Origin of the sequence: Alkalinema sp. FACHB-956 (genome assembly GCF_014697025.1) — a bacterium.
Lineage (GTDB): Bacteria > Cyanobacteriota > Cyanobacteriia > Leptolyngbyales > Leptolyngbyaceae > Alkalinema.
Window position 1 is genome coordinate 127,878 of the sequence record NZ_JACJRC010000008.1, and the last position, 24,922, is coordinate 152,799.

Consider the following 24,922-nt stretch of genomic DNA (forward strand, 5'->3'; position numbering starts at 1 on the left):
GGTGGGATGCAGTGCCTCAGGTAGCAGAGCAGTTAGGATAGGGATTAGTTAAACTTTGCATTGAATCAAGGCGATCGTTGTGACCTCTGCAATTTCCACCCCGCAACCCACCGAAACCGTAGAACTCGCGCCAAGCTACAAAATTCCGATCGTGTTGCTATTGGCGGGATTTGCGATGTTATTTGTCCAGATTTGGGTGGGCCTACCGATTTTTGCCTTTGGCTTATTTCTTTTGATTCAAACCGCAAGCCTCAGACTGACCTTCACCCCCACCGAACTAGATGTCTATCGCGGCGCTACTCGAATTCGCCAATTTCCCTACAGCGAATGGCAAAACTGGGAAATTTTCTGGTCGCCTGTCCCGATTTTGTTCTACTTCAAGGAAGTAAAAAGTATCCACTTTCTCCCCATTCTGTTTAACCCACAGCAATTGCGAACCTGCCTAGAGCAGCGTTGTCCCAGAATGACTCCCTAACTCAACCCCTCCCCGGTTCTGCAAAATTCATTAAAATTGTCCTACTATACATTCCGACGGTTATGCCTTCCGACGCTATGCCCTCTGACCTCCCTTCTGACGATCTTCAGCCATTCAATCCGTTGAATTCAGACCCTGCGGCGGAGGGGGTTCCGGTGCCGTCTGCCAATGCAGTCAGCCAAAATCCGTCTGAACCCACGATCGCAGATATCGATAGCGTTGAGCCAGAGCCTTTGGAGTTAGAGCCTTTGGAGTTAGAGCCTTTGGAGCTAGAACATTCTCATTCTGAGCCAGAGCATTCTGAGCCAGAATATTCTGTACAAAGTGCCTTGATCCAAGACTTATCCCAGGAGCAAGCTCGCTTGGAGGCGGTGTTGCAATCGCTAAAGGCTGATATTGGGGAGTTAGAGGCGAAGCGCGATCGCCTACAAACGGAAATTGCCGAATCTCAGGACTATTTAGCCAAATTTGTCCAAGATGCCCTGGGTGACTTGGAACGGCGCAAACATACGTTGCAACTGTCGATCGAGCAATTGGAACGACGGCAGGAACGCATTCGGGAAGAAATGCGCAGTACCTTTGCCGGGTCTTCCCAGGAAATTGCCATTCGCGTACAGAGCTTTAAGGATTACCTCGTCGGCAGCTTGGAAGATCTCGTAGCGTCCGCCCAAAAACTGGAAATAGGCCGACCGGAACCGGAAGTGGTGCCTTCTGCGCCAACCCCGATCGCGACAATGCCCGAAGTCTTGGAAGACCCGCAGTTTGCCGAACCGTTGTATGAAAAACAAACGGACAAAATTAAGCGAGTCATTGCCCTATTTCGCAACGAGCCCGATTACTACGGGCCAACCTGGAAACTGCGGCGCACCTTTGAGTCCATCCATGCAGAACGGACAAATGATTGGTTCTTTACCCAAGGGGGACGAGGATCCATCCGTAGTTTGGGGTCGCGGTTGCAAAATATTTTGGTGGCGTCGGCGGTTATTTCGGTGCTGTACAACCTCTATGGGGATAAGCTACGCCCCTTAGTCTTGGCCAACAGCCCCGAACGCCTAGGAGAGTGGCGACGCGGCTTACAGGATTGTCTAGGATTGCGGCGGGATGACTTTGGGGCCGATCGGGGGGTGACGTTGTTTGAAGCACCGGAACCGTTGATTGCGCGGGCCGATCGGCTGCAAAAAGATCAGAAAATGCCGTTAATTATCATTGATGAAGCGGAGGAGTTTGTGAACTTGGCCTTACTCCAGTTTCCGTTGTGGCTGGCCTTTGCAGGCGATCCTCAGAAGCAAGTGGTTCAGCAAGCTTACTTTTATTAACGATCCTTTTTAACGGTTGATTAACGATCATTTATTGGACATCATTTCGATCGATCGAACATCAATCATCTCTAACGCTGGGTGTGGCTAGTTTCGGACAGCTGTATCCAGCGTTGATCTTTCAGGTTGGATTTATAAAATCCCCATCAGGTTCAAGACAAATCCCGGCATCAGATCTGGGGCTGAGAGTTCCGTAGGCTGGCTCAAAACAGCGATCGGGGAATTGGCTTGGTAGATTTCCACGGTTTGCGTATCTGGGTCAATCAACCATCCCAGTTGTGATCCGTTGTCCAGATATTCCTGCATTTTCAGCCGTAAATCTTCAATTTCATCCGAGGGAGATTTCAACTCCACCACAAAATCAGGACAGAGGGGAACCCATTTCTGGCGTTGTTCGGGCGTTAGGGCATCCCAGCGGGTTTGACTGATCCAGGCTGCATCCGGCGATCGAATGGCCCCATTCGGCAACCGAAACCCCGTCGAGGAATCGTAGAGATGTCCTAATCGGGCTTGCCGATTCCACAGCCAAAGTTGTCCAGTTAATTCAGCGTTACGTTCGCCTGTGTCGCCGCCGGTCAAAGACATGATAACGAGTCCTCCTCGGGCGGTGCGCTCAAACTTAAGGTCACGGTTGTGGTGACAAATTTGCTCAAATTGTTCATCGGTCAACTCAAGGGTCGGACGGAGATTAATGGTGACAACCATAGAGGAGATCTCCTAGGGCAGAGAGGCGCGGTTATTCTCTAGTTTAACCTAGGGGCAGTGGATGAATCTTAGAGGAAATCCCCAGCAAATTGCCCCGAAGGTGAGACAATTTATCTCACAATCTTGGCCTATACGATTGGCTGGGGCCGAGACCTGATGGGTAACCTGTGATGTCGGTTATCTAGATTGAATAATGCTGTTCTGACTTGGTGAATTGCCATGACTGCTTGGTTGTTGGTTGCCTTAACTTTAGTGATTGCTTATTTGTTGGGTTCGATTCCGACGGGATATTTATTTGCCAAATGGCTGAAGGGTATTGATATCCGCCAAGTGGGATCGGGTTCGACGGGGGCCACCAATGTTTTACGCACCCTGGGCAAAAAAGCCGGGGCAACAGTTTTGGCGATCGATGTTCTGAAGGGGGTTTTAGCGGTTTGTGCGGTCTATGGACTGTATAAATGGCTTGCCCAGACGACCTGTCAGCTAGATGATGCAAGTTGGCAAGCCATTAACGAAGCGACCAGTGCGTTTAATGCGGGGCAAGGGGTGAATGCCACATTCCCTGAACCGCAGATGCAATGCCTGAAGTTATCTCTGGCAGCGCCTTGGGTCGTTGTTGGGGCGGGGCTGCTAGCGATTTTGGGCCATAGTAAGTCGGTGTGGTTGGGGTTCACGGGGGGAAAATCCGTGGCAACCAGTTTGGGCGTGCTGTTGGCGATGAGTCCGATCGTGGGTTTGAGTGCCTTTGGAGTGTTTCTGATTTCAATCGCGCTGACTAAAATTGTTTCCATTAGCTCGATCGCGGCGGCTTTGGGGGCAATGATTTTGATGCTCGTCTTTCAGCAGCCGATCGCCTATTGTTTGTTGGCGATCGCAGGGGGAATTTATGTGATTTGGCGGCATCGATCGAACATTCAGCGATTGCTAGCGGGAACAGAACCAAAAATAGGACAAAAAACAAACGACAATGCTGAAACATCCACTTAGGATTGAAGGGTTATTTAAAGTTGCGGATACGGATAAAGGTGGGGGATAGGAGATGGGGATGTCAAAAATCGGTCAGTTCTCGATCGAACAATTAATCACAATGCCCACCCACACAGGTCTGCAACTTCGAGTCGAAGTCCTACCCACAGTAGCCTAAAGCCGCATCCATCCTTCGCGACCCGATCGCTTCCTGCAACCCCTGTTCTCGCTGGGTTGCCCACCCCCATCCGTCACCCAGATCAGATCTCCGCATCGGGTCTCGGCTGTTTAAACCTTCCCAAAAATGTATCCGTAATTACCGCAATTTTTGCGTATAACCACGGATGAGTGATACGGATTAATCTGTCATGATTAATTTCTATCGAAGAATTGAGTTACTCATCGGGCAAAATCTGGTCGAAAGCAATATTTTCACAGCTACCTACTCAGCAGCGATCGTTGCTGAGTTTTTTGAGGAAATTACGGAATTTTAGTGGATTGGGTTATTGGGATCTCTCGCGAGGGCAATTTAACACCAACAGCCTAAGGAGAACCGCCACTATGAGTCAACAGGGTAATTTCCCGCTTTCTACCAAAGACGTTATCCACATTGAGAATTTTCAAGGCAAAGGGGCATTACTGCAAAACGATGCCACCCTGCGAATTCATACACTTCTGCGTCAATTAGACAATATCCTGAAGCAGTCTGGATCCCTCTCCATTGATGAGATTACCGCATTGCTCCAGCAAGGCATCCCCTGCGAGGTTCTCCAACCCGGCGCACCCGACTGGCAAAGCGGGACTTTACACCTCAGCCTGCAATTCTATCCCAGCACTGCACCCATGGCTGCCTCCATGGAATTACAGCAAGCCGCTACACCCCTTGCATCCACTGCACCCGCGACCCCTACTGCCGCGATCGTTCAACCTGTACCGCAACCCGCAGAAGACAGCTTGTCAGACAGTTTTTCAGACAGTTTGTCCGTAATGGCCAACGACGCGATCGCTGAACCTGAGCTAGCTGAATTTGAAATTCCTGAACTGGGGGAACCTGCGATCGCTGAAATGGCCTTTGATGCACCGGATGCCACGGACATGGGAGTCTCTTTAGATGAGTCCTTAATGGATGCGGAAACGGCGTTTGACGAGTCTTTGCTAGAGCCCGAGTTAGAGGCTGAGTTAGAGGTCGAAGCACCCGCGATCGAAGATGCCTTTGCAGGCAGTGATTTAGATGCAGACGTTTTCAGTGCCAATCTAGAAGAAGAAATTGGTGCAGAGTTTGACGGCTTGATGAATGATGAAATGGAAATTGAAGCTGCAATCTCAGCAGACATGATGGCTGATGCAACTAACAGCGAACTTGATGAATTTGCATTTATGAACGCTGAAGTCGGCAGCACAGAAAATGTAGAAATGGCCTTTGATCTAGATAGCCAATCAGTAGATGTCGGTTCTGTGAACGATCTAGACAGCCCTTGGGATTTGAACAATGAATTGGATGCAATGCTGCTACAAAACGGTAATAGCTAACAGCAGGTTTACACCTCTGAATTCATCAAATTATCCCTGATAAAAAGCCTCCAGAATTGATTTTGGAGGCTTTTTGATGGCAATCACAGCAATCAGATTGATGTCCTTCAAGTACATTAAAACTTAAGTTGACTCACCCTCCGATCGCACTAAAAACGCTGCCGTCTCCACATGGGGCGTCTGGGGAAAGAAATCCGCTGGTTGCACCCGTTGCAGTTGATACAAGCCATCTGCACAGAGAATTTTCAAATCCCGTGCCAGTGTCGCTGGGTTACAACTGATATAGACAATTTGGTTCGGTTGCCATTGACGTAACGTTGCTAGAACCCCGCCATCGCAGCCCTTCCGAGGGGGATCCAGAAGCACAACTTCTGGATGAATCTCCAAGGTAGGTAAAACCGTTTCCACCGCTCCCACATGAAATTCAGTATTGTCAATCTGATTGTTCGCAGCGTTGATTTTTGCTTGATCGATCGCCGCCGCTTGCACCTCAATCCCAATAACTTGTTTCGCCTGTTTTGCCAGCGGTAACGTCAAAGTTCCAATGCCACAATAGGCATCCACGATCGTTTCCTGCCCTTGCAGATTAAGTTCTTGGCGAACGACTTGGAGTAACGCTTCCGCCTGCTCGGTATACACCTGAAAAAAAGTATCCGGCCCAATCTGGAACGTCAGGTCTGCAAAGGTTTCTTCCAAATACCCTTGCCCCGCAATACAAAAGGTTTCCGGCCCAAAAATGGCATTGGTTTTGCCGGGATTGAGATTTAAACACACCCCCACTAAGCCAAATCGCTGCATCCAAGCCGATGCCTGGGGCCAGAGATCATTAATTTTGCGATCCTTGGCCACGATCGTCAGCAACACATCCCCTGTGCGCCGTCCCACCCGCAAACTGAGATGCCGGATATTGCCTTGATGGGTTTTCTCGTCATAAATCGGCCATTTCCGCTTGCCAATATCCTGCTTAACCGCTTCCAGAATGGGATTAAACTGTTGGTCTTGAATCGGACATTGGTTCAGATTGACAATCTGGTGACTTCCCTTCTGGTAATAGCCCGCAATCACCCGGCCATGGACGATCGACCGCTGGGGATCCGCAGGTGGAGCTGAACGATCCACTGGCCCACTTTGCCGCTCTGCGATGCCCAAGGGGTAAGTCGATTTGTTGCGATAGTCAAACGCAGCCCCGATCGTCAGGACGGGATCAACCTCGACCTCACTAAACCCACCAATCCGCTGCAAGGCTTGGCGCACCTGATTACGTTTCGCCTCCAATTGGTACTCATAGTTCACATGCTGCCACTGACACCCGCCACACTTATCAGCCACAATACAGCTAGGCCGAATCCGGTGGGGGGACGCTTCTAGGAGTTCTTGAACTTTGCCGTGGGCGTACTGGGGTTTGACACGCAACAACCGAACGCTGACCCGATCGCCCGTCACCGTATCCGGCACAAACACTACCCGATCGTCCATCCGACCCACGCCATCACCACTATCGCTCAAATCCGTAATGGTGACTTCAACCAACGCCCCCTGTTGCCAGGAACCAGATCGATCGGACACAGATGGTGAATCAGGGGACATAAATAAAACGGCTAAAGAACGATCGGTAGACAGTACTCACCTAGGAGTTAAAGTGCCATACCTTAAGAGTGAATGCACTGAAACGTCGAGTTACTGATGTTCAAACCATCAGTGACTCCAATTAATTTTTTGAATGCCAGGAGGCGGACTTGAACCGCCGACACGAGGATTTTCAGTCCTCTGCTCTACCGACTGAGCTATCCCGGCTTGCTTGCTCTCTTGCGAGCGCTTAATTAAATTAACAAACCCTTCCAAGTTTTGCAACCCCTTTCGGAAAATTTCTGAAACTTTTTTTAGACAGCCAAAAAGGTAAGCCGCTGTAGAGGGCATTCCAGGCTGTTTTAGAGTAAGCTTGAGGCAAACTTCTGGAAAAGCTTGCCACTTTTCTGTTCTCCGCCTACAGGCTCTCCGCCTAAATCCTGACCCAATGCGGACAAGGTTGCTTGAATCGTTCCGTTAACACTCCTTGGGATCGGGATGCAGGGCAGGGGCAGAATCCGGAAATCGGGTAACGTGCTAGGCTTCCTTTGCCAAATTTATTTAGGATTGGTCATTTCTAGTCTAAAAGTCTATGATTCGCCGACGCTCTACGCCTTGGATCCACCGCTGGTCACGCCCCATCATTGGGGGCATCGCCACCTTAGGGGTGCTCAATACGGCCTACCTCACCTATCTGCGTTTTTTTGCAGTGGGTGATTCTTGTCCAACCCAAACCTGTGCTGTGTTAGCTAGCCGCTATGCCACTGTCTTTGGGCAACCGCTCTCTTTGTTTGGACTACTCGCTTATTTAGCGATCGCCGTTTTGGCCCTCAGTCCCCTGCTATTTAAAGGCGAGGACAGCCTTTCGACCCGCAAGAAACTGGAAGATAGCACTTGGCCACTTCTCTTTCTAGGCACAACGGCCATGCTGGTCTTCAGTGGCTACTTGATGTATGTCATGTTCTCGGAATTCGTCTTCGGAGGCCGAGCGTTGGGGTGGGGCGGGATTTGTCCCTTCTGTCTGTTCTCCGCCGTCTGTGCCACTGCAATGTTTGTGTTGTGCTTGCTGGGACGGGATTGGGACGATCGCGGCCAACTGGCCTTTATGGGCGTCATTATCAGTATGGTGACGCTGGTGAGCACCCTCGCGATTTATGCTCCACAACAGGAGACCGCCGGTGCTGGCACGATCGGGGATGCCCAGGGGAATGTTTATTTCTTGGTAGATGCCACATCGGGCGAATCTGAAGTCCAACTTGCCAAGCACCTGAAGCAATCTGGAGCCAAAATGTATGGTGCTTTTTGGTGTCCTCACTGCTGCGAACAAAAGCAGTTATTTGGCAAAGAAGCCATGAAGGAATTGGAGTACGTGGAATGTGGAGAGGGTGGAAAAAATGCCCAACTCAACACTTGCAAAACGTCCTTAGAGGCAGCCGCTAAACAAACGGGACAAGCACCCGGATTTCCCACTTGGTCTGTCGGTGACAAATACTATTCTGGACGGCAAACCCTCGCTGAGTTAGCGAAAAATTCAGGATACACCGGGCCACAGAATTTTAAGAATGAGTTTCGTGTCTGTCGTCAACCTTAAGTCGCACCCCTTAAGTCATCCCCCTTCAGTCACGCATCTTCAGTCACACCTCTTCAGTCGCTAACCTTAAGTCACCGCAACCCCTAACAAGTCAGAGTCACTAGCCCCCAGTAATCAACGGAGCAGAGGATATTCCTTCTCTGCTCTTTTTTATGGCTCGATCGGTTCTGCAACGGTGCGATCGATCGGAGGTTTATGGCCATGTTCAAAGGCATAGCGAACTAACTGCGATCGATTTTCCAGTTGTAATTTATTGAGAATATTGCTGAGATGGGTTTGTACAGTGCGGGGACTGACAAAGAGGTGTTCACCAATTTGCTTATTGGTATAGCCTTGGATCACTTGCCAGAAAACTTTCTCTTCGGCAGGCGTTAAGGGCAGGGGATGGGGAGCGGATTGGGGTTCCGGTGGGTTGCTGACCTGCTGAAGTAGACGAATAATTTCGGCATGGGTTCGGCGCGATCGCTCCAGCTGTGCTTCAATCTTGGCGAGCAGTTCACGGGGTTCAAAGGGTTTGATTAAGTAATCATCTGCCCCCATGGAATGGCCCTGAACCCGATCTTCGATGTCTGCCCGACTCGATAGAAAGATAAAGGGGAGGAGCTGCCCAATCCGGCTCGATCGAACCCGTCGGCAAAATTCGTAGCCATCCATTTCGGGCATCAGGACATCGGAAACAATCACGTCTGGAGGATCCTGCTCAAACAGGGCTAGGGCATCCAGCCCAGAAGCGGCATCTTGTACACAATAGCCCCGTTTACTCAGATAGCGGCTGAGGGCTGTCCGGAGCGTGGTGTCATCATCAACAACAAGAATTTTTTTCATGCGGAGGTGTCCTCGATCGGACAGAGTTGGAATAACAAGGTTGCACTGTTTCTGTAGTGCTAGGATGCCCAATTCACAACCTAGAATCGAAAATCATCGAAAATTCAACCCCGCTCAATTCACTGTTGAGGGCGCTGTTAAGGGCACTGTTAAGGGGCCTGTTGAGGCAACGCAATGCTTCCTCCGGATTACGCCCAACAATTGTGGAATTGATTAACTTTCCCAGCCCGCCATCCAGCGAACACGCAGTGAGCGAATACATAGAATACATAACAAAACTAGACGCATCAGGGCTGCGCCTCCAAAGCATTCTCGGGAATCCCCAGAGAAGCACTTGTATCCATCTGGAACCCTGTTTTGAGGAATCCGCATCATGATGAAACGCATGGTATTCATTGGGTTGGGATTATTGGGAACGATGTGTTCTGGGCTCGCGATCGCCTATCAGCAAGCCACAAGTTTGCCCGCTGGGTATGAAAATCCAGCCCAAAACCCCCTCCCTGCACCAGACACCCTCCAAGCGGCGGCCCAACCCATCGAGCAAAAGCTGCGATCGCTGAACTCAGAAAATTCCTCCGTCAGCTTAAGCCCAGCCGAAGTCAAGGTTCTCGTCGCCGCTACCATCAGCCAAATCAGTCAACAGGTCAAAGCCTCTACCGCCATTAAAGGTGTTCATACCACACTAGAGAATCAGCAACTTCAGGCAGGGGCTGTGGTTGACCTCGCGGAGTTACAGCAAAGTCAGTTATCTCGCCAGGAAAAGGCCCTGCTGCAGGACACGATCCAGCGGATTCCAGGCTTTCAAGATCGCCAAATCTATCTCGGGATTTCAGGTAAACCTCGAATTGTCCATGGCCAAATTCAACTTGATCCAGAGACTCAAGTCAAAGTGGGCAATCTCAGTTTTTCACTCCAGCAAATTGCCCAGCGCGTTGGCGTTCCGCCAGAACAAATCCAAGCCCAAATTAACCGAACCTTACCTCAATTTCCATCTGAAATGTCTGCCAGTTCTGTGGAAGTTGAGAACGATCGAGTGGTGATTCGTCGAAATTAGGCGCGATCGAACACAAGGTTTAAACAATATTCAGTCGCAGGATAAAAGATTCAGTCAAAGCACAAAGATTCATACCGTTGTGAAGTCTCAGCAATCCACTGGAGCACCCAAGTAGATGGATAGGACAGTTAACAGTGGGTTTGGAAGTCCTAAAAAAGTTTATGGAAATACTCGATCGCTTGGCAAAAGATAATCCACATTGCACCCGTAATGCTGGCAAAAAAAACGGTTGTGAGGGCCGTCATGCCTAGCCCAATCAGCATCAGCAATCCATCATCTTCTAATAATCCAATGACCAACGCTTCGATCGTATAGGCAGGTAATAGATTCGTCAGTGGAATGGGCAAGGGAAGCGCCATTAATGTTGCATTCCAAGCCATACACAGACCCACCAAACGGCGGATATTCCGGTTATGACTCACACGAACCAATCGCATTTGAGAAAACTTTTCAACAGGATAGAGAACTCGTTCAATATTTTTAAGTAATCCCTGGGATAACTTCGGCGACATTTCCAACTGTGCCAAACGATGGGGTAACCAAGGCTGTTTAGCCCCCAATGCTAACTGCAAGCCCATCAAGATCGTGCCTGCTCCCATTAAGGTGGAAAATCCCGCTAATGGAATGGGTACTGGAATCAACATCGGTAGGGTGAGAAGTCCGCTCAAAATGCCAAATCCCTGTTCGCCAGTGCGCTCCAACAAGGTTGCAATCGAAAGAGGCGTGTCTGAATGTTCTTCGAGCAAACCTTGAATGGTTACAGAGAGCTTCATATGGGCAGGGATAAAAGAGCGCGATAGCAAAAGAACCTTATGGGATAGAATTCCCGCTGACACAGGTCAATTCCGCAATAAAATTCTCGAAAAACGATATAAGAACCCGATCGAACCAAAAGCTTCCTTTCAACCAATACCAAAATCGAAAACCAAACAAATCGATTTTTGATTGCAACCTAGGGGTGATGGCTCTCTAAATTTCCCTACTCTGCGGGACGCAGAACGCCAAGAAGCAGAACTCTAGAAGCAGAACGCCAGAAGCAGAATTCCACCAAGAGACTTGCAAGCCGTTCAGAGCAATTTTCTCCGATTTCTTGGCAGAGTCCTTCCATCAGGCGCTAGGGGATCTAGAGGAAATCGGATTTACAGCTCGGATCTGTAGTCTTGATCAATCAATTTACTCCGGAATCTTGCTTCTGTTGTAACCTTCTTTTCCTAATAAAATCGGTTCGCAATAGTTTTGTAACAGACTGGATCGATCCTTGCGATTCCTTTGTGGGCAGGCATTGACCTAACCCGTCGGGGTCAAAGAACTGAAGCTAGCTAGCGGAAGCAATTTCTCAAGGGCCAAATCTGAGGCGATGGTGGCAAGCTGGTTGAGATTCGTCGGATCTTCTAGGTGAGGCAAGACGCCCAAAACGGGCAAGCGGGTCAACGTTTCAATCAGCGCAATGTTCGCCCATTGATCGACTTCATCAGCCGTGACGGGCGTGATACAGTTCAGCACAATCCCTTTCAGGTGAACCCGCGATCGTTCTGCCAGAGCGACATTGGCTACCGCTTGCCCGATCGCGCCCAGCTTAACCGGAACCACCAGCACCGCAGAAAGTCGCCAATCCCAGGCTAAGTCGGCCACAGTGGTCTCGTGGGTAACGGGTGACCCCAATCCCCCCAGACCCTCTACTAGCACAAAATCATGGTTTTGCACTAGCTGAGTATAGGTATGCCAGACGAGATCGAGGGGAATCGATCGGCCTTCTCGATCCGCTGCCAAGGGGGGCGCTAAGGGAGCTGCAAACTGCAGGGGGTTAGCTAGGGTGAGGTGAGCACTGGCTGAGAACAGCCGCTGGTAATGCTCACGATCGCCCACCCCGGTTTGAATCGGTTTCAAAATTCCCAGCGATCGGGGTTGACAGTAAAGCTGCCAATAGGCCGCTAACGCAGAGGTTAGCACCGTCTTACCCGCATCGGTATCCGTTCCCGTAATTAACAGTGCATTCACCCGCAATTTCTCCTTCGCACCGTATACCCGCCATTGTACGGGATCATGCTAGCATCCCTTTTCCATGACATCGGAGTTTATTCCCGAGGAGTTTATTCCCGATGCCCTCCAACCGCCCACTAAAGGGAATGCTCCACTGAATGGGAGGATCCACCCAAGCAGTGACCATTGATGGCCCCCTTACCTCACACTGACCGTCAACGTAAATTCCGCAGGTTCATTGGCGCTAACATCAATCTGATAGTCCCCGGTATCGGCCACAGGATTTTCCCAAGACTTCCCACCCCCTTCCAGCGGACTCCCATCGGGACGCCGCACAATGAAAGCTCCACTGCCTTGGAGGTTAATACTGAGCGCCTGACCCGATTGGATGCTGAGTAGATAGCGGCGAATGACTCGGCCATCCGTGCGACCTTGAATTTGGGCAGAGCTTTGTCCTTGCGAAAAGGAAATTCGTTCAGTTTTGACCTCGGCTTCAGAGGGCGGGGTTGGATCGGTGCTGGGAGAAGGCGACACGGATGGAGATGGGGAGGGCACGATCGGATTGGCCAACTTCAGTTCCAACTTAAAGTCCGATTTCGACAAACCTTGGACCGTCTTAAGTTGCACAGCATAGCTGCCATTGAAGGGCAATTCTCCTTCCCAGAACGGCACCCGTTTTGCCCGATCGAGGGGTTGGTCATCGGGCCCCAGAATCGTCATCAGTACCCCTTCTCCGCCCAGGGCTGCCGTCAAGGTTTGCCCCTGTTTCCCAGCAAAGTTAAAGGTGAGGGTTTGATTGGCTTGGAGAGGGCCTGTGCGGGTGACGGGCTTGTCTGGCGTCAAATCCACCCGCTGGCTAATCTCCACATTGGTTGGGCTGGGACTGGGCTTTGGCGTTTTGCTGGCGCTGGGACTAGGACTCGCGCTAATGGTAACAGTTGGGGTTGGAGAGGGCTGATTTTGAGAATTGGATCCTAGCGATCGGGCAATGACCCAGGAGCCAATCCCGACCAAAGAGACCACGCCCACACCAATCAGCCCCACCGACCAGGGATCATCCCACAGGGAACTGCGCGTCGGGGAACTCGTCGGGGTCGATCGCCGCTGACCCGCGTTGGCACCCAGATTGGAGCCCGCATATTCAGTCCCTTCGGGGGGACGGCCAATGGCCACCGTTGCCATCTGGGAGGGCTGGGCAGTTGGGGGCTGAGCGGGCAGAGTCACGGGACCGCCGGGAGGCGTTGGGGAAAAATGACTTGGATCGGCTTGATAGGTACCCGGTTGACCCAAGTTTTGCAGAGCTTGTTGGACTTCCAGGGCGGACTGGAACCGCTGACTGGGGGTATAGCTCAACATCCGATTCACAATTTGCGCAAAGGCTGGCGACACCTGACACCAACGCTGCCAATGCCAGGTCATCGTACTGTCATCGAGGAGTTCCTGGGGTTCCCGTCCAGTCAACAGCACCACGACCGTCACCGCCAAGGCATAGAGATCGCTGTTAGGGTAGGCTCGGCCCGTCTGCATCTGCTCGATCGGGGCATAGCCCAGCTTACCCACGGTGGTAGATTGTTTCAGCGTATCTGGCACCTGAATCCGCGTTGCGAGTTCCTTGACCACACCAAAGTCAATCAGCACAGGGAGCCGATCGCGTTCCCGCAAAATCACATTATCTGGCGCAATGTCGCGGTGGATAATGCCCTTGCCATGGAGATAGGCCAGTACTGGCAACACCTGCTGCATCAGTTGAATGATTTCCGGTTCCGAAAAGACATAGCCCTGGCTTTTCCGTTCTTCCAGCAAGGCGCGATAGGTCTTGCCATCCACATAATCCTGCACCAGGAAAAATCGCTGATTTTCCTCAAACATGGCGCGGAATTGCGGAATTTGAGGATGCTGAATCTGGTAGAGGATTTGGGCTTCGCGCTGAAATAGTTCCTTGGATTTTTCCAAGGCGTACTCCCCCGTTTGGGGCAACACCAATTCCTTCAAGGCACAAGGCTCATTAAAGCGAGCTTGATCTTCAGCGAGATAGGTTCTCCCAAAACCGCCTTGGCCCAAGATGCTCAGTAAGCGATATCGGCTTTGAAGAACAGTCCCTATCGAAATCGGTGGTTGCATAGTCTTGGCGATGACTGAACGGTAGAACGTACTCTGGAATGAATCCTGAAACTAATCAAGTCTACCCGACCTAGCAAAATGTGACGCGAGAGAATCCCAACATTTCTCCGGTGGACGGAATATCTTGCAGGGGGGCAGGATGCTGAGGGATCAAGCTTAACCCAACTTTGCTTTCACGATCGCCTGCACCTTTTTGCCATCGGCCTTGCCTTTGAGTTGCTGCATGGCGGGCCCCATCACTTTGCCCATATCCTTTGGACTCGTGGCCCCCACCTGGGCAATGATTGCGTCGATCGCTTGCGCCACTTCTTCATCCGTCAATTGTTGTGGCAGGAACCCTTCAATGATGGCTAACTCCTGGGCTTCTTGATCCGCTAAATCCTGCCGACCCACCGCTTGGTATTGTTCGATCGCATCCCGTCGCTGCTTTGCTATCTGCATCAACGCTTCCATTTCTTGCTCTTCTGTCAACGTTTGCTGGCCTGACGGACGGACGCTAACTTCTTTCTCCAGGAGAACTTTTTTGATGCTGCGCAAGGTTTCCAGGCGCACCTTCTCCTTGGCTTTCATGGCGGATTTAATCTCTTCACTGATATGGTCAATGAGGCTTGCCATTACACACGTCCTTTTGTAAACAATCTCGTTTAAATACTATTTTCTTGCCTAATGGTATTGGCAGACCGTCGAGAAATTTGGCACAATTAGTTGTCACTTCTAGTTGTCACTCCAGCTACTCTGACAACCTTGTCAGAGATTTGAGTCATTCAACTATCAGTTTCAAGTTTATAAGTTTCAAATTTAGCCTTGGTTGCGAAATTTCTTGAGCAACGACGGAACCTTAACCCTGTTGCCGAATTTTACTGGCTCGTCTTCGTTAACCTGTGTTTTCTTCCACTTTTTGCGATTGCTTGATTCGCTGTTTCGTTTTTTGACAAATTTTCTTGGCAAATTTTTCTTGGCAAATCAATATCTTAAGGTTCCCATTTTGACCATGACTGTCTCACGGCTGCAAATTTCTAGTGTGATTGTGCACAAGTGCCGCAATTGGTGAGATAGTCTTTAAGCAAGATCTGGGACGATGTTCTCTGATCTCAGTGATAAGATTGCCGTGAATGCGTTCGAGGGCTTGACGTGATCAGTTCTGCGACTCTGACTCTCCCCATTGCTTCTGCTCCTGTTGTTGATACTCACAATAACCGTCTCTGTTTACTAACGGGATCCGCGAATCCGGTGTTGGCACAAGAGGTGGCCCGTTATTTAGGGATAGACCTTAGCCCAATGATTCGGAAGCGGTTTGCGGATGGCGAAATCTATGTCCAGATTTTGGAATCTATTCGGGGGAGTGATGTTTACATCATTCAACCTACTTGCCGTCCAGTGAATGATCATTTGATGGAACTCATGATCATGATTGATGCCTGCAAGCGAGCTTCGGCACGGCAGGTAACTGCGGTTTTGCCTTACTACGGCTATGCACGGGCCGATCGCAAAACGGCGGGTCGTGAGTCCATTACAGCGAAGTTAGCCGCTAACTTGCTAACGAAGTCGGGAGCCAATCGCGTGTTGGCCATGGACTTACACTCTGCTCAAATCCAAGGCTACTTTGACATTCCATTGGATCATGTCTATGGGGCTCCTACGATCGTTGATTACCTAAGGAGCAAGAAACTAGAAGACTTGGTGATTGTCTCGCCCGATGTCGGCGGGGTTGCTCGGGCCCGAGCCTTTGCCAATCGTTTAGGGGATGCTCCACTCGCCATCATTGACAAACGTCGTCAGGCTCACAATGTGGCGGAAGTGATGAATGTCGTGGGCGATGTGCGGGGTAAGACTGCGGTGCTGGTCGATGACATGATTGATACCGCTGGCACGATTACTGAAGGCGCTAAGCTACTGCGACGGCAAGGAGCACGGCAGGTCTATGCTTGTGCAACCCATGCGGTGTTTTCTCCACCGGCGATCGAACGCCTGTCGAGTGGCTGTTTAGAAGAGGTGATCGTCACGAATACGATTCCACTGTCTGAGGATCAACGATTCCCGCAGTTGACGATTTTGTCCGTAGCCAATGTTTTGGGCGAAACGATTTCTCGGATTCACGAAGACAGTTCTGTGAGCAGTATGTTTCGCTAGGGTGGAATACTTCCCTAGCCCCTGATGTTCAGTATTCGTTCAGCTAGGCCACTTGTGAGATGATTCGGCGATTGAACTGAAGTTTTTATTCTTTTCTACTGATGTCATCGTTTTCGACTGAATAGACTGCTGATCCTGATAGATTCGATGAAAGGTTGATGGTCGATCAATGTCGATCAATAGGGTGTGCTGAATGGTCAGTGCACCTTCTTTGCTTTTGCGACCTTCTTTGCTTTTGCGAATATCTTCTCACTGGCTCGTTGCTCAAGGAATCGCATATCCAGGAAGGATGAATTGGAACAGCTGTAGCCACACCACTGGCAATCAACAGGGCATCATGCAGCTATCAATTGGCGATAACCTAGCCCATCTGCCCAATAAAAATGGGCGATTTGCATCGCCCACTGAGGAATGTCTCACTTTAGCTATGTCATTAATAGCTAGCGTCAACTTCATTCCGCAGGAATTGATTTCCAGATTTCTTAAGCAGTCTTTGTCAGCGGACGTTGATATTACTCGGCTATGCCGCGATTGCACGATCGTTGATATCCCTCGATCGCCCGATCGCGCACAGGGCTAGTTCCAATCGTTATCTGCACCCAAAAATTCCGGTCGGCTGCTCCCAGGAATTTGCCAATCCTCATTTTCACCACCCACAACCAGCCGTTCAATTCCCACAAAATCTCGACTGAGTTGGTTGAGGGCATTGATTAGAATATCGATCGCGAGGGCATCACTGGTGCCTAAATCAAACCAACAGCGAGCCCAACTCCCTTCGTATTCAAATTCCCCCATGTTGTGCATCAGCGCCATCATGGAATTGTCTGCCTGGTCGTTATCGTAGGGCAGATAGCTAATTTCTAGTCCAATCTCTTGCACCTGAACATTTTCAGCATTAAAGCCACCTAGCTTGCCAAGATAAAACCAGGAACTGAAGACTTCTTCCACATACTGCTTTTCCATTTCAGAAGGCACTGTGGGAAACTTTAGCCAGATCCAAAGATTGAACTGGTCAAATTCACGAAACTCAACTTGCATAGAATCAATACTGAAAGTAAACAGGCAATCAACTAGAAAATGGGAAACTAAGTCGTGAATCTGTGAGTTAAGTTACGTTAGTTCAGAATACTGAACTGTTAGCTGCTAATCTAACGCCACCGAACTCTCGGCTATTAATTTTCCCACACTCCCGATCGTTCCTGGGCTTCCCGCCAGATTTCTATGCCGCCCAATTTATCGACCAACAGATAGTCCTATGGCTTTTTGTCAGCCGGCTTTTGGCCCGCTTGGGCGCGCTGATTGGCGAGGCGCAGTTCCCGCTTCATTTGGTTGACAAGTCCCGCAGGAAGTTGACTTTCTTTCTTGAGGGCTTGTTCAAAGAATTTGATGCTATCTGAGAATTTGCCTTGCTTGTAGAGAATTTGCCCCTTGAGGTATTGCACCTCAGGGTTATCGGGCGTTGTACCCAGGGCCCGATCGACGGAGGCTAGGGCTTTATCCAATTTTTTCAGGTCACGATAGCCCCACGCTAAACTGCGATCGGCAATGTATTTTGGCCCTGCTTTTTGTTCTAGCCGTTCGATCGCTTGATCGGGATTGGACAGCGGCAAGCTCACATTCACCGCCAACATCAGATCCATTGCGCCTTTCACCAAGTTCAGTTCGGGATCGTTGGGAGAAACTTTTTCAGCTTCGTCTAACTTTTTAAACGCATCCTGTACCTTACCCAGAGCAGTGGGCATACCCCGCACCATCCCTTGGGAATTAATCGTAGAAGCCGCTTCCAAAAAGTTACCGACGGCAATGTAGAGATTACCGCGAAGGGGATCGGAACTTGCCAGCTTTTCTGCGGTTTCGCGAGTCAGGGTGGCGTTGGATGTAAAGGTTCCCCCATCCCGTTGCATGAAAGCTAACGTTGATTTGAGGGCATAAACCAGGGGATCGCTGCCTTCCTTGGCAGCGGCCTGATCTAACAGTTCTAGGGTCTTGGGACTGTAATCGCCTTTTTCAAAGATCGCTTTGAAGGCTGCTTCCGTTTTATCCCCGATCGGTTTGGGATTGCTAGTGCGGAACGGATCCTTCGCCAAGGCAGGATTCGTTAAACAGCCCAAAAGCAACGCCGTACCACCCGCCAACAGGCCCAATCGTCGTGTCACCGGGAAGGATTTCACCCCCAACGTATTCCCCGAAGAATGGGTGCGTTGAGCCGTGCGTTGAGCCATGCGTTGTCTAGCTGTGATTTGATTTGCCATGGGTGTATCCGATCGAGGATGTCTGCATTCTACTAGCGACTGATGACGCTAGGATTCGGTGGGAAGTTCCAAGCCAAATTTTTACCCAAGCCAGATTTTTACCCAAGCCAGATTTTTAACAGAATTCGTTCCCTAGGATTCGGCGGTTTCGGGGATCATTCGCTAAACTTGCATCAATCAGGTTTCTTCACCCTGAATATGGGCATAACTAGGGGAATCCTGAACCATACCTACCCCAGCCAAGCGGAATGTTATACCTGCGAGATCTGTCCTACTATCCCACTGCCTGCCCCCAACCCATCCTCAACGCCATCAACCTGGACATGCCCACCCAGCAATTAGGACTGATCGTTGGGCCAAGCGGCTCAGGCAAAAGTACTTTATTGGAAATTCTGGCAGGCTTGGCGGAACCCACCAGCGGCAGCATGTTCTGGCGGGAACAGGAGTTGACGTTTCTGCACATGCAGCAACTCTGCGGCTTGGTCTTCCAGTTTCCGGAACGGCATTTTTGTGGTGGGACGATTCTAGAAGAATTGCGCTTGGGCCATCCGGAACTCAGTAGCGATCGGATCCGGGAAGCTTTGACGGAAGTAGGACTCGATCGTTTATCGCTGCAAACTTCGCCCCATGCCCTCAGTGGGGGACAGCAACGCCGTCTAGCCTTGGCGGTGCAACTGATTCGCCAGCCCAATGTACTGTTGCTGGATGAACCAACGGCTGGCTTGGATTGGTCTATGCGACGGCAACTGGTCAAACTTTTGGCGAAATTAAAGGAGCATTGGACGTTATTAGTCGTCTCCCATGATGCCTCGGAATTGCTGGAAATCGCCGATCGCTGTTGGCAGATCTCCCAGGGCAATTTGAAGGAGGTGGCTCCCGCCGATCTGCGGCAACAGTTTACAGAAACTGCCGTGGCTTCAGGCTTATCTTCGATCGCGCCGTAATGCTGGCATCAGTGAGATCTGAGTTGGACCTTTGCTAGGCATTCACTAGGCATTCGCTAGGCATTTGCTGGACATTCGCAAGCAGGGCGAGAACAGAGATGCGATGATGGGAAGTTGCGCGAACCTGACTGCACACTCGTTCAACGTGAATTCAACCCCTTCGTTCCGACCCTCAGCACGCTCATGACTGCCCTACCGCACAATCTTGACCTCTGGCAAGCCACCCTTGACTGGTGCCCTAGCGATCGCCAACAGGAGCAATTTCAGGGGCTCTACGAAGCACTGTTGGCTGGAAACCAACGGCTGAATTTAACCCGCATTACCGAACCCACGGAGTTTTGGGAAAAGCACCTGTGGGATTCCCTAGGTGGCATTATTGACTACCTCCAGGATCCAACTCCAGCGATCGAGATGATTGACATTGGCACAGGCGGCGGCTTTCCAGGGGTACCGATCGCGATCGCGTGTCCCCATTGGCAAATCACACTTTTGGACTCTACCCGCAAAAAAATTACCTTTCTACAACAAATGACCCAGGAACTGGGCTTAACTCAAATCCACTGCGTGGTCGATCGGGTAGAGCAGGTAGGTCAGGATCCTAACCATCGGGAACGGTACGATTTGGCAACCTTGCGAGCGGTGGCTGCTGCTAATGTTTGCGCGGAGTATGCCCTGCCGTTGGTCAAAGTTGGGGGTGAGGCCATTCTCTACCGAGGCCAGTGGACGATGGAGGAAGAAGCAGATTTAATTCGGGCGACGGAAAAATTGGGTGGAGATTTGATCGAAGTCGAAACCTTTGTCACACCGCTGAGCGAGGGCCAGCGCACCTGTCTACATCTGGCCAAAATCAAACCTACCCCCCCGGAATTTCCCAGGGCGATCGGCATTCCCACTCAAAAACCACTCAGCTAATCTCAATGGGATTGATTTGTTTGATTCGATTCGTGAGGTAGCGCGATCGTCGCAGCGATACAGCCATCGAATGCAGGTTCAATTCGTTAAACCTGCAACGGCGATCGCAGCACACCACCACTAGCAACCCAGGGATCCGTTTGTTGTAAAGCAGAAGGTTGGAGAAGGGCGTTAGTCGATAGGGCGGTCGATCGTAGGGCACTAGAGCCAACCACCTTTGCCGTAGCAGTATCATCATTGACGATCGTGCCTGTACCGCGACTAACGGCAAAGGTCGCATTGGTCAGGTTTGTCAAATTGACAGAGAAGGATTCATCCCCTTCCACCGTCCCATCCCCGCGAATCGGAACACTAATGGTCTTGCGGGTTTCGCCAGGATTAAAGCTGAGGTTACCACTAATGGCAGTATAGTCACTCCCCGCGATCGCTTGTCCATTCACCGTTGCATACCTCAACGAGACGGTTTTACTAGTTGCAGCGGTTAAACTCACGGTAAACACTGTATTCTTAGTTCCCGCATTACCTTCAGTAATTCGTACATTATTAATCGAAAGCTTGGGGGGAGTACTATCGTCATTGGTGATAGTAGCGATTCCCTTACTAGTACTTAAACTTGCATTAGTTGGACTACTAAGGTTAACCGAGAAGGTTTCATTAGCTTCTACCTGGGTATCTCCAGTAATTGCAATACTAATCGTCTTGCTAAGTTCACCAGCATTGAAACTTAAGGTACCTGTTTTGGCGGTATAGTCACTTCCTGCGGCAGCTGTACCATTAGCCGTTGCATACTTCACACTAATTGTTTGGGAACTGACAGCAGAGAGTTTAACCGTAAACACTGCATTCTTAGTCCCTAGGCTCCCCTCGGTCAAAGTGACATTATTGATAGACAAACTGGGGAGCGTGGTGGCCGTGTCATTATTGACGATCGTTCCCAGTCCCTGACTATCGGCGATCGTGGCATTGCTCGCACCACTGAGATTGAGGAAGAACGACTCATTCGGTTCGACTGCCGTCTCACCTAGGACAGGAATCGCGATCGTTTTCGTCAGTTCGCCAGGATTAAAGCTAAGGGTACCGCTGGTGCTGGTGTAGTCAGACCCCGCCGTGGCCGTGTTATTGGCCGTGGCATAGTTGACTTTAACGAGTTGTGTGCTAGCTCCCGATAGGGTCACTGTAAAAACTGCATTTTGTGCGCCGGAATTGCCTTCAGTCACTTGCACATCATTGACCCGCAGACTGGGTAACGGTGAGCCACCACTGCCAAATTCGACTGCGCCCACATCCGGCTGACTATCGCGAGTGAAGCCGAGTAAATCGGTAATCGGTGCCCCCGATACGCCAGTGTTAATGGCTGGACTACCCGCCAAGAGCGGATGGAACCAAAAATTTCCCGACTGCTGCAATGCGCCCAATTTCGGATCAACCGATCGCGCTCCCGAGGCCACACTCACATCACTGGGGGGATATTGAATATTGCCGCCTTGGTCGGTAAATGTGCGGTTCACATGCTGTTGGATATTCCAGGGATTCGTCCCGTTATCAGCGGTATTGCGATCGAAAATCGTATTTTTGAGACTGACGGAGGCGTCACTGGCTGCCACGATCGCGCCACCCACCCAGCCCGCATGGTTCAGAGCAAAGGTGACGTTGGTCAGGTTGGCCGAAGCATTGCTAAACAGTGCCAGGGCACCGCCATTTTTCACATAGTCATCAGCAGTCAACCCTTTAGCGGTTCGATTGCCTGAAAATGTAGTGTTGGTAATGGTGGAGTTGGTTTGATTAATCCAAACACCGCCCCCAGAGCCAGCGGAATAGTTGTCCACAAAGGCGGTATTGCGCAGAGTCAGGCTGCCACTGCCTTTGCTGTTGCGGACATGGTCGATCGCACCGCCAGCGCCCATTTCACCCCCCGGCAAACCGATCGCTTGGTTGCTTTTGAAGCTGGAATTTTCGATCGTCACCACATCTTCCGGATCATTGAATAGATAGAGTGCGCCTCCCGCTGATCGACTAATGTTATTTTCAAAGACGCTGTTTTTAATGGTGGTATTGTTATTCGCCCGATCGGTGAAGATTGCGCCCCCATAACCCCGCAGCGTCGGGTTGAGCGCCCCGGCACGATTATCCACCGTTGCCGCAGAGACATCGTTATTGAGGAACTTAGAATTTTCGATCGTGAGCTGACCGTTCAGGCTATTGATCGCACCCCCGTTAATACCTTTGTTCCCTGTAAATTCGCTATTGGTAATCGTCAAAGCCCCAGGGCCAAAGAAACCGATCGCCCCCGCTCCCCGTTCATCATTGCCTGCGGTTGCTTTGTTGCCCGTAAATTTGCTGCCTGTAACCGTCAGGCTGCCTTCATACTCGCTGTAAATAGCCCCACCGCCATTATCCGCTGTGTTATTGCTGAAGGTGACATTTTCAACGGTTAACTTGGCTTTGTGGGTCGTGGTAATTGCACCCCCGCGATCGCGGGTAAACCCATTGACCAACGCAAGATTTTTGACCGTCAAACTTGTGGGAAAATCCACATTGGAATTGAGTTGCAGAATGCGAGTGGCATTGTTACCACTGATTTTCAAGCCCGCTGCCGCCGCACCATCAATAATGAGGTTTTTACCCGCTGGAATGTCCAGTTGACTACTGAGGGTAATGGTCTGATTTGCCAAGTTAGCAGCAAAGGTAATCGTATCTCCCGTTTTGGCGTTGGCGATCGCCTCCCGCAGTGACCCAGCACCGCTATTATTCGTATTGGTGACGGTGACCAAGGCCAATACCCCAGCATAGGACGCCATCGTTGCTGGATGTAGGATTGAGTCAAACGCAACGGCACCCAGCCGAGTTTCCAACTGCCAGTTCCCCGATCGATCGCCGTGGCCGGTTGGACTCACGGATGCTGCAATGTTCGCATCCGTCAACTGTTGAAACTTGTGCAGAAAAGCTTGGCCAACCTCTCCCTGGGCCACATTACAGCCGTACAGAACCCAATTGGGAGGCACTTCTGGATGACAGGCTGTAATGGCTGAAAAATATCCTGCATAGCGATCGAGGGTCTCTGCCATCACGATCGTATCGCCTAGAGATAATTGCCCAGGACTCCCATGGGCAAAGACATGAATCTCAGTCAATTCCGGATGGCTCACCAATGTTTGTAGGATTTGTGCAAATCCATCCTTGTGGGGATTGAGTAGTTGCACAGCAACATTGGGCAAAAGACCATTCAATAACGAGATGTAATCTTCTACTGCCGGATCAATGAACGCGATCGTGGATTTGACTTGCTGAGAAACCCGTTGAGGGGGGGACTGAAGAGTTTCCGCTACCACCGGCTGGCAGGAGCTAGACTGAGAAATTCTAGATTGAGAAATTCTAGATTGAGAAATTCTAGACTGAGATGTAGCAGTATTTGCCATTTGCGTGGATAACATTTGCGTATGAGCAATCATAAAAATCCTCCAAAACAGATGGGGCAAACTGTTCTCGGAATACACTGCCAAAGCAGCAAGATAGACACTAGGATTTGTGCTGAGCCCGACAATTTTGGTCATAGCTCAGCCATTGCTAGAACATCAGTCCACCGCAAGTAAATCGCGTTCCTGTGAATCTAGCAATTGGATTGATTTAGATTAAAATTGAATGACTGTTTCAAGCATGAGTACCAGAGTAAATTTTGACTACTATGAACTCACAGCAGACTTAAAGAAATAGGTAGACTTAAAGAAATAGGCAGGCTTAAAGAAATAGGGTAAGAAATCGTAGGATAAGAAATAGGAACCAGTAATTTCTGGAGACCCATTCTGATAGCGATTCTGGCTCAAGCGGTTCTGGCTTAAGCAATTCTGGCTTATAGTTGCTCGACTTATAGTTGCTCGACTTATAGTTGCTTGAGCAGATATACGTTCTGACTGATGTACATGCTGACGGATATATGTTTTGGCTCGTGTTGGTGATTCAAGTTAAGTTACGTGCCATGCATATCCATCTTGTCAAATTACTATCAGGCATGACATCACTCATTAAATAACAAGAATTTCATTATCTGGACGGGAAGTTTAAATCTGCCTCGGAACAATGCGGATTTATAACTTTCTTGACCATATTCTTTCACCTTACAAAAACAATCAAGGTGGGATGATTGGTTCAATTTGTTGCTGGAATTCAAGATTCGGTAGATATTTCCGCAATCAAACTACAACCCACCCTATTGAATTAACGAATGGAACGTGTTGGTAGAACCCTAATGATGACGGTAAACCTCTGTGCTTTCTAGTAGGCCCCTGATGTTGGCAGAACCCTAATGATGAATAGAACCCGTACTTGCTAGACCCCGAGAAGTTACAACACCAATCGGTGGTCTGAAATGATCTGAAATGACTGGTAGACGTTTCTGTGCTTGTCTGAATGACTGTTTCTGAATGACTTATCTTGCTTGTCAGCCTACAGGGTCAGCCCTCGTGAAATCACTGAGAAACTGCCAGTTTTCTGTCTGTCCACTATGGGAGGCTGATTTTGTCATAGGGCTAACTTAGTTACTATTCAAACAAACTAATCT

General features: G+C 50.0%; 21 protein-coding genes and 1 tRNA gene. 11 read left to right on the forward strand and 11 right to left on the reverse strand.

Annotation, left to right across the window (positions count from 1 at the left end; genetic code table 11):
• Positions 1-79 precede the first annotated feature (79 nt).
• Both H6G21_RS11370 and H6G21_RS11375 read left to right on the forward strand, forming a co-directional pair.
• A complete protein-coding gene (locus H6G21_RS11370) occupies positions 80-475 on the forward strand; it encodes a DUF3119 family protein (protein WP_190573520.1) in 396 nt (131 codons plus the stop codon).
• Positions 454-1,791: a DUF3086 domain-containing protein gene (locus H6G21_RS11375; protein ID WP_242041773.1), complete on the forward strand. Its 1,338-nt coding sequence runs from the start codon at positions 454-456 to the stop codon at positions 1,789-1,791. The genes H6G21_RS11370 and H6G21_RS11375 overlap by 22 nt, the downstream gene beginning before the upstream one ends.
• Positions 1,792-1,923: 132 nt before the next feature.
• Here the strand turns inward: H6G21_RS11375 and H6G21_RS11380 are convergent, their stop codons facing one another.
• Positions 1,924-2,496, reverse strand: coding sequence for a Uma2 family endonuclease (locus H6G21_RS11380; RefSeq protein WP_190573521.1), 573 nt, complete (start codon positions 2,494-2,496; stop codon positions 1,924-1,926).
• A gap of 219 nt (positions 2,497-2,715) precedes the next feature.
• Here H6G21_RS11380 and plsY point away from each other — a divergent pair, with 219 nt between their 5' ends.
• The 3 genes from plsY to H6G21_RS11390 all read left to right on the forward strand — a co-directional run bounded on the left by plsY (position 2,716) and on the right by H6G21_RS11390 (position 4,992).
• Positions 2,716-3,483, forward strand: a complete 768-nt coding sequence (gene plsY, locus H6G21_RS11385; RefSeq protein WP_190573522.1) for a glycerol-3-phosphate 1-O-acyltransferase PlsY — start codon at positions 2,716-2,718, stop codon at positions 3,481-3,483.
• A gap of 347 nt (positions 3,484-3,830) precedes the next feature.
• Positions 3,831-3,956: a hypothetical protein gene (locus H6G21_RS26015; RefSeq protein WP_277875281.1), complete on the forward strand. Its 126-nt coding sequence runs from the start codon at positions 3,831-3,833 to the stop codon at positions 3,954-3,956.
• 67 nt (positions 3,957-4,023) lie between these two features.
• Positions 4,024-4,992: a KGK domain-containing protein gene (locus H6G21_RS11390; RefSeq protein ID WP_190573523.1), complete on the forward strand. Its 969-nt coding sequence runs from the start codon at positions 4,024-4,026 to the stop codon at positions 4,990-4,992.
• 123 nt (positions 4,993-5,115) lie between these two features.
• Here the strand turns inward: H6G21_RS11390 and rlmD are convergent, their stop codons facing one another.
• Together rlmD and H6G21_RS11400 are read right to left on the reverse strand one after the other, a co-directional pair.
• Positions 5,116-6,579, reverse strand: a complete 1,464-nt coding sequence (gene rlmD, locus H6G21_RS11395) for a 23S rRNA (uracil(1939)-C(5))-methyltransferase RlmD (RefSeq protein ID WP_190573524.1) — start codon at positions 6,577-6,579, stop codon at positions 5,116-5,118.
• A 134-nt stretch (positions 6,580-6,713) separates the two neighbouring features.
• Positions 6,714-6,786, reverse strand: a tRNA-Phe gene (locus H6G21_RS11400).
• 364 nt (positions 6,787-7,150) lie between these two features.
• Here H6G21_RS11400 and H6G21_RS11405 point away from each other — a divergent pair.
• Positions 7,151-8,149 carry a vitamin K epoxide reductase family protein gene (locus H6G21_RS11405; RefSeq protein WP_190573525.1) on the forward strand — a complete coding sequence of 333 codons (999 nt, stop codon included), beginning with the start codon at positions 7,151-7,153 and terminating at the stop codon, positions 8,147-8,149.
• A gap of 150 nt (positions 8,150-8,299) precedes the next feature.
• On the opposite strand, the gene H6G21_RS11410 is transcribed toward H6G21_RS11405, so the two are convergent.
• Positions 8,300-8,974, reverse strand: a complete 675-nt coding sequence (locus tag H6G21_RS11410) for a response regulator transcription factor (protein WP_190573526.1) — start codon at positions 8,972-8,974, stop codon at positions 8,300-8,302.
• Between the two features lie 373 nt (positions 8,975-9,347).
• Here H6G21_RS11410 and H6G21_RS11415 point away from each other — a divergent pair, with 373 nt between their 5' ends.
• Complete coding sequence (locus H6G21_RS11415; protein WP_190573527.1) at positions 9,348-10,028, forward strand: hypothetical protein; 681 nt, start codon at positions 9,348-9,350, stop codon at positions 10,026-10,028.
• Between the two features lie 149 nt (positions 10,029-10,177).
• On the opposite strand, the gene H6G21_RS11420 is transcribed toward H6G21_RS11415, so the two are convergent.
• The 4 genes from H6G21_RS11420 to H6G21_RS11435 all read right to left on the reverse strand — a co-directional run bounded on the left by H6G21_RS11420 (position 10,178) and on the right by H6G21_RS11435 (position 14,744).
• Positions 10,178-10,831 carry an exopolysaccharide biosynthesis protein gene (locus H6G21_RS11420; RefSeq protein ID WP_242041774.1) on the reverse strand — a complete coding sequence of 218 codons (654 nt, stop codon included), beginning with the start codon at positions 10,829-10,831 and terminating at the stop codon, positions 10,178-10,180.
• A gap of 484 nt (positions 10,832-11,315) precedes the next feature.
• On the reverse strand, positions 11,316-12,026 hold the full coding sequence (bioD, locus tag H6G21_RS11425) for a dethiobiotin synthase (protein ID WP_190573528.1): 711 nt from the start codon (positions 12,024-12,026) through the stop codon (positions 11,316-11,318).
• 180 nt (positions 12,027-12,206) lie between these two features.
• Positions 12,207-14,129, reverse strand: a complete 1,923-nt coding sequence (locus H6G21_RS11430) for a serine/threonine-protein kinase (RefSeq protein ID WP_190573529.1) — start codon at positions 14,127-14,129, stop codon at positions 12,207-12,209.
• Between the two features lie 156 nt (positions 14,130-14,285).
• Entirely contained in the window at positions 14,286-14,744 is a 459-nt protein-coding gene (locus H6G21_RS11435; RefSeq protein ID WP_190573530.1) for a GatB/YqeY domain-containing protein, read from the reverse strand.
• 516 nt (positions 14,745-15,260) lie between these two features.
• Between H6G21_RS11435 and H6G21_RS11440 the strand changes: the two genes are divergently transcribed.
• A complete protein-coding gene (locus H6G21_RS11440; RefSeq protein WP_190573531.1) occupies positions 15,261-16,259 on the forward strand; it encodes a ribose-phosphate pyrophosphokinase in 999 nt (332 codons plus the stop codon).
• 289 nt (positions 16,260-16,548) lie between these two features.
• Positions 16,549-16,839, forward strand: a complete 291-nt coding sequence (locus tag H6G21_RS11445; RefSeq protein ID WP_190573532.1) for a hypothetical protein — start codon at positions 16,549-16,551, stop codon at positions 16,837-16,839.
• Here the strand turns inward: H6G21_RS11445 and H6G21_RS11450 are convergent.
• On the reverse strand, positions 16,836-17,297 hold the full coding sequence (locus H6G21_RS11450; protein ID WP_190573533.1) for a DUF3531 family protein: 462 nt from the start codon (positions 17,295-17,297) through the stop codon (positions 16,836-16,838). The genes H6G21_RS11445 and H6G21_RS11450 overlap by 4 nt on opposite strands.
• 215 nt (positions 17,298-17,512) lie before the next feature.
• A complete protein-coding gene (locus H6G21_RS11455; protein WP_242041775.1) occupies positions 17,513-18,511 on the reverse strand; it encodes a Sll0314/Alr1548 family TPR repeat-containing protein in 999 nt (332 codons plus the stop codon).
• Positions 18,512-18,759: 248 nt separating this feature from the next.
• On the opposite strand from H6G21_RS11455, the gene H6G21_RS11460 reads away from it, so the two are divergent.
• Together H6G21_RS11460 and rsmG are read left to right on the forward strand one after the other, a co-directional pair.
• The gene (locus H6G21_RS11460) at positions 18,760-19,455 is read left to right on the forward strand and encodes an energy-coupling factor ABC transporter ATP-binding protein (RefSeq protein ID WP_190573534.1); all 696 of its coding nucleotides are present in this window, start codon (positions 18,760-18,762) and stop codon (positions 19,453-19,455) included.
• Positions 19,456-19,638: 183 nt separating this feature from the next.
• Positions 19,639-20,367, forward strand: a complete 729-nt coding sequence (rsmG, locus tag H6G21_RS11465) for a 16S rRNA (guanine(527)-N(7))-methyltransferase RsmG (protein ID WP_190573535.1) — start codon at positions 19,639-19,641, stop codon at positions 20,365-20,367.
• 86 nt (positions 20,368-20,453) lie between these two features.
• Here the strand turns inward: rsmG and H6G21_RS11470 are convergent, their stop codons facing one another.
• Positions 20,454-23,816: a Calx-beta domain-containing protein gene (locus H6G21_RS11470; protein ID WP_190573536.1), complete on the reverse strand. Its 3,363-nt coding sequence runs from the start codon at positions 23,814-23,816 to the stop codon at positions 20,454-20,456.
• Between the last annotated feature and the right edge of the window lie 1,106 nt (positions 23,817-24,922).

Bases quoted from the DNA above. Each gene is read 5' to 3' on its own strand.
- H6G21_RS11380 (WP_190573521.1), bottom strand. From the start codon at position 2,496: ATGGTTGTCACCATTAATCTCCGTCCGACCCTTGAGTTGACCGATGAA.
- plsY (WP_190573522.1), top strand. From the start codon at position 2,716: ATGACTGCTTGGTTGTTGGTTGCCTTAACTTTAGTGATTGCTTATTTG.
- H6G21_RS26015 (WP_277875281.1), top strand. From the start codon at position 3,831: ATGATTAATTTCTATCGAAGAATTGAGTTACTCATCGGGCAAAATCTG.
- H6G21_RS11390 (WP_190573523.1), top strand. From the start codon at position 4,024: ATGAGTCAACAGGGTAATTTCCCGCTTTCTACCAAAGACGTTATCCAC.
- rlmD (WP_190573524.1), bottom strand. From the start codon at position 6,579: ATGTCCCCTGATTCACCATCTGTGTCCGATCGATCTGGTTCCTGGCAA.
- H6G21_RS11405 (WP_190573525.1), top strand. From the start codon at position 7,151: ATGATTCGCCGACGCTCTACGCCTTGGATCCACCGCTGGTCACGCCCC.
- H6G21_RS11410 (WP_190573526.1), bottom strand. From the start codon at position 8,974: ATGAAAAAAATTCTTGTTGTTGATGATGACACCACGCTCCGGACAGCC.
- H6G21_RS11415 (WP_190573527.1), top strand. From the start codon at position 9,348: ATGATGAAACGCATGGTATTCATTGGGTTGGGATTATTGGGAACGATG.
- H6G21_RS11430 (WP_190573529.1), bottom strand. From the start codon at position 14,129: ATGCAACCACCGATTTCGATAGGGACTGTTCTTCAAAGCCGATATCGC.
- H6G21_RS11435 (WP_190573530.1), bottom strand. From the start codon at position 14,744: ATGGCAAGCCTCATTGACCATATCAGTGAAGAGATTAAATCCGCCATG.
- H6G21_RS11445 (WP_190573532.1), top strand. From the start codon at position 16,549: ATGAATTGGAACAGCTGTAGCCACACCACTGGCAATCAACAGGGCATC.
- H6G21_RS11450 (WP_190573533.1), bottom strand. From the start codon at position 17,297: ATGCAAGTTGAGTTTCGTGAATTTGACCAGTTCAATCTTTGGATCTGG.
- H6G21_RS11455 (WP_242041775.1), bottom strand. From the start codon at position 18,511: ATGGCAAATCAAATCACAGCTAGACAACGCATGGCTCAACGCACGGCT.
- H6G21_RS11460 (WP_190573534.1), top strand. From the start codon at position 18,760: ATGTTATACCTGCGAGATCTGTCCTACTATCCCACTGCCTGCCCCCAA.
- rsmG (WP_190573535.1), top strand. From the start codon at position 19,639: ATGACTGCCCTACCGCACAATCTTGACCTCTGGCAAGCCACCCTTGAC.
- H6G21_RS11470 (WP_190573536.1), bottom strand. From the start codon at position 23,816: ATGATTGCTCATACGCAAATGTTATCCACGCAAATGGCAAATACTGCT.